We start from the raw sequence: 13,600 nt of genomic DNA, 5'->3' as shown, positions 1-13,600 counted from the left end.
AGGCCCGCGGATGCTCGCTGTCCAGGCGTAAAAAAACCGCCTGCTGGCGGTTTTTTACCTGGAGAAGCTAGTTATCCAGCGAGTAGGCAATCACGTAATCACCACGATCTGGTGACTGGCGTGCGCCACCTGCCGAGATGACCACATATTGCTTGCCGGTTTTCGGCGATTTGTAGCTGATAGGCCCGCCTTGGCTGCCGACAGGCAGGCGCGCCTTCCAGACTTCCTTGCCGGTCGAGCTGTCGAAAGCCCGCAGGTAATAATCCTGAGTACCGGCGATAAACACCAAGCCGCCCTGAGTGGTCAGGGTGCCGCCCAACGTCGGCAAGCCAACAGGGATCGGCAAGCGCATGCGAATACCCAGCGGGCCAGTGTCTTCGACGGTGCCGACAGGAGCCTGCCAAACGATTTTCTGGGTCTTCATATCGATTGCAGTGAGTGTGCCAAAGGGTGGCTTCTGACAAGGAACCCCCAAGGCTGACATAAAGCGGTTTTTGTTCACCGCATATGGCGTGCCTTTCATGGGCACAACGCCCATGCCGGTGTTGACGCTTTCACCACCCGTATTGACCGCAGTACTTTGCGGGTCGGCATTGACCATCTGGATCCACAGGCCCAGACGCATGTCATTGACGAAGATGTAGTCATTGACCGGATCAGTGGAAATACTGCCCCAGTTCATGCCGCCCAGCGAGCCAGGAAAGCTCAATGACAGATCAGTACCGGGAACCGTGTACAAGCCGTCATAACGCATCGACTTGAAGGCAATCCGGCACATCACCTGGTCGAACGGGGTTGCACCCCACATGTCGGATTCGGTCAGGGTTTGGGCACCAATTTGCGGCATGCCGACTGAGCGTGGCTGGGTATCGGAGTACTGCTCATTGGGAATGTTGCCACGCTTGACCGGCACTTCCTTGACTTCGGTCAGCGGCTTACCCGTGGCGCGGTCGAGCACATAAATCTGCCCAGCCTTGGTGCCGATGACCACTGCTGGCGTGGTTTTACCGTCCTTACCCGGAAAGTCGATCAGCGACGGCTGCATCGGCAAGTCAAAATCCCACAAGTCGTTATGCACGGTCTGGTAGGTCCATTTTTCCTTGCCCGTGGTGCCGTCCACCGCCAAAACCGAGGTCGCATATTTGTGGTCAAGTTCTGTGCGATTAGCGCCCCACAAATCAACCGAGGAGCTGCCCATGGGCATAAACACCGTATTTGACTGCGGATCGTAGGACATCGCCGCCCACGAGTTAGGGCTGCTGCGCGCATAAGTTTCGCCAGCCTCAAGGGTTCGATTCGGGTCTTGGGCACCTGGATCGAACGCCCAGCGCATGGCTCCGGTGATCACATCAAAGCCGCGAATCACGCCGCCAGGCATATCGGTGCTGACGTTATCCGCCACTCGCCCGCCCACGACCACCGTGGTTCCAGCCATGGTTGGCGCCGAGGTCAATACATAACTTGGGTCCTTGGCGTCGCCCATGCCTGCGAGCAGATCAACTTGCCCATTCTTGCCAAAATCAGGACAGAACTCGCCAGTATCGGCATCAAGAGCAATCAGGCGAGCATCGATGGTGTTCATCAGGATTCGACGCGTACATGCAGCGCCGCTCGCTACTTGAGCGGCTGGCACAGGGGTCGAATTGTTGGCGTCCGGCTGCAGCAATGGCTTGCTGGCGTCGAAGTACGCGAGGCCACGGCAGCGCATCCACACCGAGGACTTGGCATTGATTTCATTCTTCCAGAGCTCTTTACCGCTGTCGGCATTCACTGCAATTACGTTGTTGTGCGGGGTGCAGAGGAATAGCTTGTCGCCAACCTGCAGCGGCGTCATTTGGTCTTCCGCACCATTGCCATCGGGGCTTTGCGGGATATCGCCCGTGCGGTAGGTCCAAGCCACCTTGAGGTCTTTGATGTTATCGCGAGTGATTTGGTCCAGCGCGACAAAACGGCTACCGCCCGGTGTATTGCCGTAATTATCCCAGTCCTTTTGCTCCTGCTGCGGCTGTACCGCCTGCAACGGTAATTGACCGGAGGCCTCAACCGGCATGTGTGGCTTGAACATAAAAACGACAGTTGCTGCTAGGCAACCAAGGATGACAACTGAAAACCCATAGGCCGGAACGCGCAGTTCAGGCCCGCCCTGCAGGCGGCGCAGCATCGGGATCGACACCACCACGGCAAACAGCAGTACGCCGTTGAACATCAGTCTTGATACCAGCGGCCAGAATTCCAGCCCGGCATCCATGACGGCCCACACCAAGGTGCCGAGAAATACCAGCACATAAAGCCAGGCACCGGCGGCGCGACGCATGAAAAACAGCACGCCCGAGATCAACATCAGAACCCCGGCGCTTAGAAAGTACCAACTGCCGCCAAGGGCGATCAGCTTGCCCCCGGTGAGGGCAAAAAAAACGCCACTGACAACCAGCACCAAGCCAAGCAAATAAAACCACCAGTTCATCACTGCTGGAACGGGTGACAGTTTTTGGCTCATGGGGCTCACTCCTTGACCTGTATTAAACATTGATACAAACAGGTTAAGTGACAGACTACTACCCTGCAAGCCACGCCCCACGTGGCTTTGGTCAATAAAAAGGCGTCATTTCGGCTCAGGTTAAAAAAGTGACCGAACCCAAGCCAGCAAACTCCACTTCGACCTCGGCCGCAGGAGGTGCCCAATAGATGCCGGTCCAACTGCCAGTCGCGACCAGATCTCCGGCACGTAGCGGATTGCCTTGCAGCGCAGCGTGCCTTGCCAGCCAAGGCAGTGAGTGAAGCGGCTCGGCAAATGGGTGGCTGCCGGTGCTCACTATTTGAGAAACACCATTAACCCGAACCTCGGCTGTTTGCGCTGGCCAATCAAACGGCGCTTTCAGCGTGCGTGGTTCGCCGAGGATAAGCGCGCGGTTTAATTGCTGGTCAGCAAGGTGCAACAAGGGCGCGGCCTGTTCAGCGTTTAGCCAGCGCGTATCGCAAAGTTCGATGCCAGGCAGCCATGCATCGACTGCGGCATAAGCCATTGCCAAATCGGTGTGTTGGTCGAGGTCATGGCCCAACCGCACGATCAGCTCGCCCTCGATACCAAAGCCGTTGCAATAATCGCCCGGCGCTTGCCAGCCAGATGGGTGAATGGCGTTGGCCGGTATACCTGCCGCGCTGATAAAACCAGTGGGGCCACCACCCAACTTCCATGCACGAGCAGGGCCTTGGCTGAACCAGCCGAGCGCCTTCGCCACGCACTCTTGCACCAAATAGGCTTGAGCTTCGGTCTCCAGCATCAAGCCCTCGTGTGATTGGCGCTGGCCTGTACGCCAAGCCTCAATCAAGCGCGCACCGACTTGTTCAACCATGCTCATAAAGGCAACTCCGTCTTGCGCCGTCGCAATTGCGCGGGCGCGGGTCGGTCGCAGCGCATAAATTGGCCACGTCCCGCTGCGCCAAGGAATTCACCATCCCACACCACCTCGCCACGCGACAAGGTCATCGCTGGCCAGGCGCTCAATTGCATGCCTGCATAGGGTGTGTAATCGACATTGTGATGCAACAGTTCATTGCGCAGATCTACCGTCTGGCCTTCATCCCAAATCACCAAGTCAGCATCGGCGCCGATCGCAATGCTGCCTTTGCGCGGGTACAGGCCATACATTTTCGCCGCATTGGTTGAAGTCAGTGCGACAAAACTTTGCGGGGTAATACGGCCACTGCGCACGCCTTCGGACCAGAGCAACGCCATACGCGTTTCAACACCGGGAATACCATTGGCAACCTGGTCGAACGAGATGTTTTCGCCATGGGCTTTCTTGCCGTCCGGGCCGTCGAAGCGAAAGGGGGCGTGATCGGATGAGAAAATCTCGAAGGCACCATTTTCCAGCCCATCCCAAATGACTTGCTGATTGGCGGCATCCCGGGGCGGCGGGCTGCAAATACATTTAGCCCCTTCAAAGCTGTCGTCACAGCCCAGGGCTTCAGCCGTCAGAAACAGATACTGCGGACAGGTTTCGGCATACACCTTCAAACCCTGGCTTTGCGCCCAGCGGATTTGCTCGACCGCCTCGCGACCCGAGACATGGACGATCAGGATCGGCACATCAACCAGTTCGGCCAGGGCAATTGCACGGTGCGTCGCTTCACGCTCGACCAACATTGGCCGAGATGTCGCGTGATACTTCGGCGCGCTCAAACCAGCCGCCAACAACCGCTCGGTCAGCCAGGCGATGCAATCGCTGTTCTCGGCATGCAGCATGACCATTGCACCTTCGCGCCTCGCCACCGACAAGGTTTCGAGAATTTCCCGGTCGTCCAGCTTGAGCGCGTCATAGGTCATGTAGATTTTGAACGAGGTGTAGCCTTCAGCAATCAGTGCTGGCAGCTCATCACGCAACACCTCAGGCGTTGGATCAGTCACGATCAAGTGAAAGGCGTAATCAATCACCGGCTTGTTGCCTGCACGACGGTGATAGTCATCCACAGCGGCACGCAGCGACTCGCCCTTTTGCTGGCAGGCAAACGGAATCACCGTCGTGGTGCCACCGCAGGCGGCTGAAACCGTGCCACTGAGAAAATCATCCGCCATCACCGAACCGTCACCTGTGGGTTGATCCAGATGCACATGACTGTCGACGCCGCCCGGCGTGACATGGCGTCCCGCAGCGTCGATCTCCTGCAGGCCTGCTGGCAAATCCAGGGCCAGCGCAGTGATGCGCCCATCGCGGATGCCAATATCACTGCTAAAGGTGTCAGCGGCGGTAACCACGCGGGCGTTACGAATGACCGTGTCGAAAACTTGCATATCAGGCCTCATGAAAAGCGCCGCGCAGCAGCTTTCAACTCATCAACTGTGGCGCGAGTATGAAATGCGAGGTGAAGTTGCCAACACCTCGGATAAAACTGATTCAGCGCGTGGTGGCAGCATCGCGCTCGAGCCAGGCCTGGGCGATTTGTTCGCGGGTGGCGAACCAGACACCTTCGTGGCCCTGAGCATATTCAATGAATTTTTTCAGCGCGCGCACGCGCCCTGGCCGTCCAACCATGCGCGGATGCAAGCCGATGGACATCATGCGCAGGCCCTCGGCGGATTCTTCGTGCAACACCTCGAAGCTTTCCTTCATGTACTCAAGAAAGTCAGAGGCTTGCGACAAGCCAGGGGAGTTCCAGTAGCGGAAGTCATTCACGTCACTGGTGTATGGCACCACCAAGTGGCGCTTGCCCTCGACCTCGACAAAGTAGGGCACATCATCGTTGTAGGCGTCGGAGTCATACAAAAAACCGCCCTCTTCAGCGACCAGGCGCCGCGTGCGCACGCTGGCCCCGTAGCGGCAATACCAACCCACCGGACGCTTGCCGCAGGTGCGCTCGAAAGACTCGATGGCCAAGCGAATATGCTCACGCTCTTGCTCTTCGCTCAGGCGAAACACCTCTTCCCAGCGATAACCATGGCTGCACACTTCATGGCCCAGGTCGACGGCCGCCTTGGCAACATCCGGGTTTTGCTCGAAGGCCACGGCGCAGGCATGGAAGGTCGCCGGTACATCTGCCTGTTGCAGAATCTGCAGAATCCGCCAGATACCGACACGCGAGCCATATTCGTACATGGACTCCATCGCCAGGTTACGCACGCCATCAGGGAATTGATAACTGCCCCACTCGGTCATGCTCTCTTGGTCGGAGTCGCCCATCGCCAGCGAGCGCTCGGAGCCTTCCTCGTAGTTGATCACCACACTGATCGCCAACCGCGCACCGTTAGGCCAAGTGCCCTGTGGGCGCTGTTGACCATAACCAATCAGATCTCGAAGGGGTAACGCCATGGAAAAATCTCCTACAGGTTTGGCACATTACTCAGCCCCACAGGCTCAGCAATCAATCTCTTTCAGGGCTTCGTGGTCGGTCTGGCCATCGCCAAATGCCAAGCCCATGGCCAATGTCTGGGCAACACAAAATGCTGCGGTCAGTGAACGGAAACCGAGCAATTCTGCATCGTTGACCTCGATCATCACCGAAGCACATTGGCCGATCGGGCTGAGAATGCTGTCGGTGATCGCCACAATGGGCGTACCGACGGCCAGCGCCTGCTGGCAGGCATCGATAGTCTCTTGTGCGTAGGGCGGAAAACTCACGGCCACCAGGACATCATCGGCATGCAATGCACCGACCTGCTCACGCAGGCTGCCGCCCAAACCACTGATATGCACGGCGCGGCGCCCTACACGGCTCAAGGCGTAGCTCAAGTAAGCCGCCATCGGGAATGACCTGCGCATGCCCACCACAAAGGTGGTGCGCGCCTTTTGCAGCAATGCGATGGACTGCTCCAGCGCCTGCACTTGCTGGCCTTCGGCCAAGTGCTCGAGGGAAACGATATTGGCCTGGCTGAAGGCAGACAGCATGGCGCCAACATCCCTTGGATCATCCAGCAGTTGCTCGCCACGATAATGCCGAATGCGCTCCTTGAAGCTGCCTTGCCCGGCCTTCTCCAGCGGTGCCTTGAACAGCCGTTGCAGGTCGCTAAAGCCGCCGTACCCCAATGCTTGCGCCAGGCGGATATATGCCGAGGCAGGAATCGCCGAACGCTTGGCCAGCGCCGCCAATGTATTGAGGGCAGCATCATGGGGATGCTCGATCAGGTAATGGGCGGCATCGCGCATTCGGCTGGTGAGTTTGTCCTGTCCCAGCGCGATGGCTGAGCGTAGTTCATCCAGGGTTTGTGGCAGTGACATAGGCAGATCGCTCGGTAAAAATCAGGATGGACGCAGCTCGGCAATAGCCTCGGCCAGACAGGCCACCAACCGGGTCATTTCTTCGACGGTGTTGTAGTGTGCAATCGATACGCGCACCACCCCGCCTTGCTGTGCCAGGCCCAGTTCGTTGATCAGGTGCCGCGCATAGAAATCGCCAAAGCGAATACCAATGCGTGCCGGGTCAATGCGTCGCACTATGGCTTCGGATTGCACGCCTTCGACGACAAAACTGATGGTTGGCACTCGGTCACCATTGGTCACGCGAGGCTTGCCGATGATACGCACACCCGGCGCTTCACGCAGGTAGGCCAGCAGCGTTTCAGCCAGAAGATTTTCCTGCACTTCAAAGGCATCGAAAGCGGCTTGCATCAGCTCGCGCTCGCTGCCTTGTGCACCCAGGCGACGGCCGATATCAATCAGGTAATCACTGATGCCAATACAACCGTATGACAGCTCGTAGTTGAGGTTGCCAGGCTGGAGCTTGTAGGGCAGAACGTCACGCCCGATGAAGAAGTGGTTGAGGCTTGGCAGTTCCAGAAGTAACTCACGCTTGCCCCAAAGCACGGCAAAGTGCGGACCAAAGACTTTATAGAAGCTGAACACGTAGTAGTCGGCGCCACTGGCTTGAACATCGACCAAGCGGTGCGGTGCGTAAGCCACTGCGTCGACGCACAGCTTAGCGCCGACCTGATGCACACGGCGCGCAACCTCGGCCACAGGGTTGACGCTGCCTAGGATGTTCGAGGCGTGGGTCATGGCCACGTAGCGGGTTTTCGGGTTGAGCAATGCATCCAGTTCAGCCAGTTCCAGCTCCAGGGTTTGCGTATCGACATGCCACACGCGCAGCACGGCATCGCGCTCCTCGCACAAGCGCTGCCACGGGCCGATGTTGGCCTCATGGTCGCTGTGGGTCACGATGATTTCATCGCCGGGCTTGATCGAAGGCGCAATTGCGCGCGTGAGAATCTGCAGCAGATGAGTGGTCGAGCCGCCCATTACACATTCTTCCGGGTGGCAGGCATTGATCAGCTGCGCAACCGATTCACGCGCCTCCATCACTTTGGCGCCAGCCTGCACCGACGGCTCATATGAGGCGCCCAGCTGCACCGCATGATTGAGCAGGTACTGGCTAATGCGATCGGCAACCGGCTTGAGTACGGCCGAACCACCTGCGTTATCGAGATAGGCATAGCCATCGGCTAAAGCGGGGAACTGGCTACGAACGTAATTGATATCGAGCAAAGTCAAAATAAGTCTCCCGAATGAATCAGTGATGCAGAATCGCCTGCAGGAAAGCCTGGGTTCTTGGCTCTTGCGGGGCGGTGAAAAATTCCTGCGGTTTGTTTTGTTCGATGATTCGCCCGCTCTCCATGAAGATCACCCGGTCAGCGACCTTACGCGCAAAGCCCATCTCGTGGGTGACCACGATCATGGTCACGCCAGAGCGCGCCAGGTTTTGCATTACATCGAGGACTTCGCCGACCATTTCCGGGTCAAGCGCCGAGGTGGGTTCGTCAAACAGGATGACGCGCGGCTCCATGGCCATGGTCCGCGCGATGGCCACCCGCTGTTGTTGGCCGCCGGAGAGCTGGCTTGGGTATTTGTCGGCGTGGCCAGCCATGCCGACTTTCTCCAACAGCGCCCGTGCGCGTTCATTGGCACTGCGTCGCGACATGCCGCGCACCCGCACCGGCGCCAAGGCCACATTGGCCAGCACAGTGAGATGCGGATAAAGATTGAAGTTCTGAAACACCATGCCCACTTCGCAACGAATGCTCGCCAGATTAGGGCCGTTTTCCACACGCTGGTCTGCAACCCGGATGTCACCTTCCTGATAGGCCTCCAACAGGTTGATGCAACGAATCAGTGTGGATTTTCCCGAGCCGGATGGCCCCAGAATGACCACCACTTCGCCCTGCTCAACGGTCATGTTGATATCGCTCAAGGCCTGGAACTGACCGTAGAACTTATTCATGTGCTCGATTTCGATCACATTGCTCATGCGCTTTTACCTCCCGCAGCATTGCGTCGCTCGACCCAGCCAACCAGTTGCACCAGCGGCAATAACAGCAACAGGTACATCACCGCGGCGCCCACCAAGGGCGTCGGATTAGCCGCCAGTGCCTGGGCTTGCGTTGCCTGCTTGAGCAGGTCAGGCATGGCCACCACCGATGCCAGCGCGGTGTCTTTCATCACGTTGATGCAGTTGCTGGTCATGGGCGGCATCACGATGCGCATGGCCTGCGGCAGGATCACGTCGCGCATGGTGTTGAAAAAGCTCATGCCTTGTGACGCCGCAGCCTCGAACTGGCCCCGTGGAATGGCTTCGATACCAGAGCGGAAAATCTCGGCAGAATAAGCGCACGACACCAGCGACAAAGCTGCCGCTGCGGCCGCGAATGACGACAGGCGAATCCCCACAAAGGGCAATGCGTAGTAGATCAACACCAGCAACACCAGCAAGGGAATCGACCGCATCACGTCTATGTAGGCCCGTGATAACCAGCGAATCGGCGCGAAGGCATAGAGGCGCAACATCGCCAACAGCAAACCGCCGACCAACCCAAGAATGATACTGACCACACCCAACAGCACCGTCACGCCAAGGCCGCGAAGCATCAGTGGCAGCGCATCGACAAATACGCTCCAGTTGAAGAATGTATGTAACAGCTCCATAGAAAGCACCTTGCTCGTGAACGGTTGGTCGAGTGATTACTGTGGTACGTCAGTCACCATCACCGTGCTCGAATCAGCTGCGGCTTCAGCACCAAACCATTTCTTGTGCAGGTCGGCGATCACGCCTTCTTTCTTCATGGTGCTGATGATGTCGTTGACCTTGGCGCTCTCCGACCAGTTCTTCGCGTGCATCAGCGAATACTTCTCCCCGGTTGGTATGCGCGCGACCACGGCGTACTGCGGCTTGTCCTTGATGTAATAGAGCACCGCTGGAATATCACTGACGTAGCCGTCCAGTCGGCCCGAGGCAAGATCGAGCATGGCGGGCGACAAACCTTCGTAACGCGAAACATCCTTGAACTTGTATTCGCCCTTGTGCTCGCCAACCCACATATCGCCGGTCGAACCGGTATCGACGCCAACCACTTTGTCAGCCATGCCGTCCAGGCCCTTGATGCCCGACTTGGTCAACACCGACAAGGACTGGTCGCTGTCGTAATAGGGCTGCGCAAAACCTACAGACTCAAGGCGTTTTGGGGTAATGGTGATAGAGGAAATAGCGATATCGGCGCGCTTGGATTGCACGGCGCTGAACAAGCCATTGAATGGAATATTGATGAACTCGACGCTTTTGCCCGCCCGCTTGGCGACTTCTTTGACCAGATCAACTTCGAAGCCAACAATCTCGCCCTTGGCGTTCTGGAACTCCCATGGGACGTTGCCGACGTTGGCGCCCACCGTCCAGTCAGCGGCCAGAGTTGATGCTGAAAACGCAGTGGCGATTGCCATGCCCAAGAGTACTTTCACGTTCATGTCTAGCTCCTCGATTCAAGTCAGTCCAACAGGCCGCCCGCTTGGATGAACAGGCGTTTCGAGATTGAGCATAGGCATGTGAATTAAATATTTCAACAACTTAATTTATTGGATTAAATGCTCCAGCAAAGTGCAAATCAGACCCGGTTTGGTGCAGCCTTTACAAGGCACACAGGGCTTGATTACAGAGGATTTACGCTGCCGACAACCAATCCAGACGCACTGATGCAGGGCACCAGATCAGCACTCAGGACATTGGCAATCGATCAATCGATGGGCTCGGAAAAGGGTTCTTGGCGCAGTTCTTCAAGCAATAACTGCGCAGGGAATATGTGTCTGAGCCCAGAAATCATCATGACCGAAGCCCGCAAGCACGCCTATTTATCAAATAGCTGTGCAGTGATTATTTTCTGGTCGTTGTCGTACATATCCGGGTAGTAATGAACCACGCCGTTGGCGTCGACTTCGACCGTCCAATAAGCCATCACCAGATTGAGTTGCTGGTCAAGGCGGTACTGGCTGGTCTTGCCTGAATCAAGCCGGGCTTGGACTGTGCGCAACTCATCTTCGTCTAGGATCTTGGTGAGCAATGTCTGGATAGCCTCAACGCGCACACAACCTGAGCTAAATACCCGTGGCGAACGATCAAACAGACGCTGGCTGGGCGTGTCGTGCAGGTAGACCGAAAATGGATTATCAAAACGCAGCACCACTCGGCCAAGAGGGTTGTTCACCCCTGCTTCCTGACGCAACATGATTGCGCCGGGTTTAGACCAGTCGATGTCATGGGGGTTGAGGCGCTGGCCTTGGTAGTTGTAGACATTCATCTGGTGCTTATCCAGGTAGCCGATATCACTGCGAATCGCAGGAATTTTGTCCTCACGCAAAATAGTCGGCGGCACCGTCCATGTCGGGTTCAGGGTTAGCCGGTTGATACGTGACACCAACAAAGGTGTTTTACGCTCTGCACGGCCGACCTGGGTGCGCTTACGCCATACATCTACGCCATTTTGCAGCAACATCACTTCGGCACCCGCAACATTCACCGCGACCTGCGCCTGGCTCAAATCATCGGCGAGCCAACGCAGCCGCTCAAGGTTGACGCGTAGCTGATCACGGCGGGTCAATGGCGAAACATTAAGCTCGGTCAGGGTCGCGGTACCCAGCACACCATCATCGTTAATCCCATGACGGGCCTGGAATGCTCTGAGGGCTGCAACGGTGCCCGGGTCAAACCGGCTATCGGTCTGGACATCACCGCTGGTAAGCGCGGTGTTGTAGCCCTCTGCGTTGAGCCGGGTACGCAAGGCTGGAACACGCGGATCAGATTGTCCCGGGCGCAGTGTGGGTCCATCGGTAATCCGCTGCCAGCTTGGCAGCGGCCTATTGCGCAGCACAGCATAGGCTGCGCGTAATTGTTGATACTGCATCAGGCTCGGCCGCACGGCTTTGAAAGCCAGCTCGGGCTCCAATAGATTAGCGATGGCAACTGGCAGTATCGTGACGTTCGGCCCAGACCGTGTCGGCATATCGGAAGAGCGCCAAATACTTTCCAGCTTCTGTTGCGACAAGCGACCGTAATGCAGGTCATGTAGCGCCTGCAGGTAGCTTTGGGTGGTCAGAATATCAATGCATGCACGCAGTTTGGGACTGGCATCGAGCGGCATACTCGGTATTGGGTAATCGGTCGGCGATAATCCATCATCGGCTAGTTGATTGACCTGCTCCAACAACATGACCCGCGTAGCTTCATTTGGCCAAGCCAACTCCCCAGCAAGCGGTCGATAGAAATCATGCAATTGCGCTCTGGAAAAATCGTCTAGGCTTGTCGGCAGTGGCGTGCAGCTGGTAGATAGCGTATCAATAAGCACGCCCATGCTATCTGTCGGGTTCGATTCAAGTGGCGGCAACGTCACTGCATGACCGACAAATGGCGCCAGAATTAGGGCCAAGACCGTGTAAACTGCTCGTTTTTTGATCAATGAACTGCTCCATCCTTAGCTATACAGATCCGCCACCTCTAATGTGGCCCAATAATAAGTATAAGCGAGTCATCGCAAGGTCGACGCCAGGATGCACAGAAGCAATTGCTTTAGAGGGGAAGGGTTTATGTCTGTATGGGTTCGTCGGCTCTGTGTTGCAGGGCTAATGTCTTTCTGTGGCCCCCTTTTGGCCGCCTCCACTCAACCAACAAAAGACCCGCTGGTTGCTCAGCTTACGAAAGTAGCGCCGGGAATCGACCGCGAAGCCTTGCGCCACGCTGTTGCCGCCATGCAGTGTGCGGTCAATAACGGGGCAGCTCGCGCTAACAACCTCGCCGTCATTGATTACTCACAACCGTCATCGGCCAAACGCTTATGGATATTCGACCTTAAGCGTCAGAAATTGATATTGCGGGACTATGTTGCCCACGGCCGCATGTCAGGTGAGAACATTGCCAGTCAATTTTCAAATCGCCTGGGTAGCTATCAAAGCAGCCTGGGACTCTTCCGCACAGCTGAAAGCTACAGTGGCAAACATGGTCTTTCGCTGCGCATGGACGGCCTTGAGCCGGGTTTGAATGACCTTGCGCGCGAACGTGCCATCGTCATCCATGGCGCTAGCTACGTTGATCCTAATTTGATCCGCAGCCAAGGTCGCATTGGTCGCAGCCTGGGTTGCCCGGCGGTACGACCACAGGTTGCACGAATGGTGGTCAACAAGTTGAGCGGCGGCCAGTTCTTGTTTGCCTGGCATCCCAAAGCCCGTTGGACCCAACAGTCAGCTTACTTCAACTGTAAGCCACGCCAAGTCGCCGGCATTATCAGCAGCTTGGATCCTCGCAGCTAGCATCTAATAAACGCCCCTGCGAGCAATCGCAAAACAAAAAGGCAGACCCTCGGGTCTGCCTTTTTATTTGTCCGACTCGCTCAACCGACTCTCGTTATCGTTGCCAGCAATCCCTTCAAGATTGCTGGGCAAGCTCGTTTCTAAGCGGCTGTAGACACGAATCAAGACGATGGATGACCCGACGGGTAACTCAACTGAGGTATTGAACCTGGGAGAACAAGTTACGCGCGCAGCGCCCTGCGTAAAATAAAGCAGCAAGTGGCGTTTTGTCCTCGCCCTGACTAGCAGCTAGCTCTTGGCCGGGTTGCTAAGCCTGAAAGCCACAGCGCGGTGGCCTTTATCGACGGGTATCGGCCTTGATTGACTGACTGTTACGTAAACTGCTGCGGGCTGCGCGAGTAGGCTTGTGCCGTAGAAGAACTTTTTTCTGCGCAAAGAGAAACCCCAGATCATTTGCATGATCTGGGGTTTCGGTATAGGCGCTTGACGATGACCTACTCTCACATGGGGAAACCCCACACTACCATCGGCGATGCATCGTTTCACTA

General features: G+C 56.7%; 11 protein-coding genes. 1 reads left to right on the top strand and 10 read right to left on the bottom strand.

The genetic code is table 11. From position 1 onward, the window contains the following. Positions 1-67 precede the first annotated feature (67 nt). The 10 genes from AACY26_RS14380 to AACY26_RS14335 all read right to left on the bottom strand — a co-directional run bounded on the left by AACY26_RS14380 (position 68) and on the right by AACY26_RS14335 (position 12,205). A complete protein-coding gene (locus AACY26_RS14380) occupies positions 68-2,497 on the bottom strand; it encodes a glucose/quinate/shikimate family membrane-bound PQQ-dependent dehydrogenase (RefSeq protein ID WP_339515179.1) in 2,430 nt (809 codons plus the stop codon). Positions 2,498-2,612: 115 nt separating this feature from the next. Beyond that, entirely contained in the window at positions 2,613-3,359 is a 747-nt protein-coding gene (locus tag AACY26_RS14375; protein WP_339515177.1) for a 2-keto-4-pentenoate hydratase, read from the bottom strand. Further along, positions 3,356-4,792 carry a dihydropyrimidinase gene (hydA, locus tag AACY26_RS14370; RefSeq protein ID WP_339515175.1) on the bottom strand — a complete coding sequence of 479 codons (1,437 nt, stop codon included), beginning with the start codon at positions 4,790-4,792 and terminating at the stop codon, positions 3,356-3,358. The genes AACY26_RS14375 and hydA overlap by 4 nt, the downstream gene beginning before the upstream one ends. Positions 4,793-4,895: 103 nt before the next feature. Further along, a complete protein-coding gene (locus AACY26_RS14365) occupies positions 4,896-5,807 on the bottom strand; it encodes an allantoinase PuuE (RefSeq protein WP_339515173.1) in 912 nt (303 codons plus the stop codon). A 45-nt stretch (positions 5,808-5,852) separates the two neighbouring features. Then, positions 5,853-6,713 (bottom strand): MurR/RpiR family transcriptional regulator, encoded by an 861-nt coding sequence (locus AACY26_RS14360; protein WP_339515171.1) that lies wholly within the window; start codon positions 6,711-6,713, stop codon positions 5,853-5,855. Positions 6,714-6,734: 21 nt separating this feature from the next. Continuing rightward, a complete protein-coding gene (locus AACY26_RS14355; protein ID WP_339515169.1) occupies positions 6,735-7,982 on the bottom strand; it encodes a cysteine desulfurase-like protein in 1,248 nt (415 codons plus the stop codon). Positions 7,983-8,001: 19 nt separating this feature from the next. After that, on the bottom strand, positions 8,002-8,736 hold the full coding sequence (locus AACY26_RS14350) for an amino acid ABC transporter ATP-binding protein (RefSeq protein WP_339515167.1): 735 nt from the start codon (positions 8,734-8,736) through the stop codon (positions 8,002-8,004). Then, positions 8,733-9,410, bottom strand: coding sequence for an amino acid ABC transporter permease (locus AACY26_RS14345; protein ID WP_339515165.1), 678 nt, complete (start codon positions 9,408-9,410; stop codon positions 8,733-8,735). Before AACY26_RS14345 ends, AACY26_RS14350 begins: the two co-directional genes overlap by 4 nt. Positions 9,411-9,446: 36 nt before the next feature. Then, complete coding sequence (locus tag AACY26_RS14340; RefSeq protein ID WP_339515163.1) at positions 9,447-10,223, bottom strand: transporter substrate-binding domain-containing protein; 777 nt, start codon at positions 10,221-10,223, stop codon at positions 9,447-9,449. Positions 10,224-10,600: 377 nt separating this feature from the next. Beyond that, positions 10,601-12,205, bottom strand: a complete 1,605-nt coding sequence (locus AACY26_RS14335) for a L,D-transpeptidase family protein (protein WP_339515161.1) — start codon at positions 12,203-12,205, stop codon at positions 10,601-10,603. A 127-nt stretch (positions 12,206-12,332) separates the two neighbouring features. On the opposite strand from AACY26_RS14335, the gene AACY26_RS14330 reads away from it, so the two are divergent. Further along, a complete protein-coding gene (locus tag AACY26_RS14330; RefSeq protein WP_339515159.1) occupies positions 12,333-13,052 on the top strand; it encodes a murein L,D-transpeptidase catalytic domain family protein in 720 nt (239 codons plus the stop codon). The last annotated feature ends 548 nt before the right edge of the window (positions 13,053-13,600 follow it).

Source organism: Pseudomonas sp. RL_15y_Pfl2_60, from assembly GCF_963970595.1.
Lineage (GTDB): Bacteria > Pseudomonadota > Gammaproteobacteria > Pseudomonadales > Pseudomonadaceae > Aquipseudomonas.
Note: the sequence above shows the minus strand (reverse complement) of the source record. Positions and strands in the feature narration are given on the sequence as shown.

Bases quoted from the DNA above. Each gene is read 5' to 3' on its own strand.
- AACY26_RS14350 (WP_339515167.1), bottom strand. From the start codon at position 8,736: ATGAGCAATGTGATCGAAATCGAGCACATGAATAAGTTCTACGGTCAG.
- AACY26_RS14375 (WP_339515177.1), bottom strand. From the start codon at position 3,359: ATGAGCATGGTTGAACAAGTCGGTGCGCGCTTGATTGAGGCTTGGCGT.
- AACY26_RS14380 (WP_339515179.1), bottom strand. From the start codon at position 2,497: ATGAGCCAAAAACTGTCACCCGTTCCAGCAGTGATGAACTGGTGGTTT.
- AACY26_RS14360 (WP_339515171.1), bottom strand. From the start codon at position 6,713: ATGTCACTGCCACAAACCCTGGATGAACTACGCTCAGCCATCGCGCTG.
- AACY26_RS14365 (WP_339515173.1), bottom strand. From the start codon at position 5,807: ATGGCGTTACCCCTTCGAGATCTGATTGGTTATGGTCAACAGCGCCCA.
- AACY26_RS14345 (WP_339515165.1), bottom strand. From the start codon at position 9,410: ATGGAGCTGTTACATACATTCTTCAACTGGAGCGTATTTGTCGATGCG.
- hydA (WP_339515175.1), bottom strand. From the start codon at position 4,792: ATGCAAGTTTTCGACACGGTCATTCGTAACGCCCGCGTGGTTACCGCC.
- AACY26_RS14340 (WP_339515163.1), bottom strand. From the start codon at position 10,223: ATGAACGTGAAAGTACTCTTGGGCATGGCAATCGCCACTGCGTTTTCA.
- AACY26_RS14330 (WP_339515159.1), top strand. From the start codon at position 12,333: ATGTCTGTATGGGTTCGTCGGCTCTGTGTTGCAGGGCTAATGTCTTTC.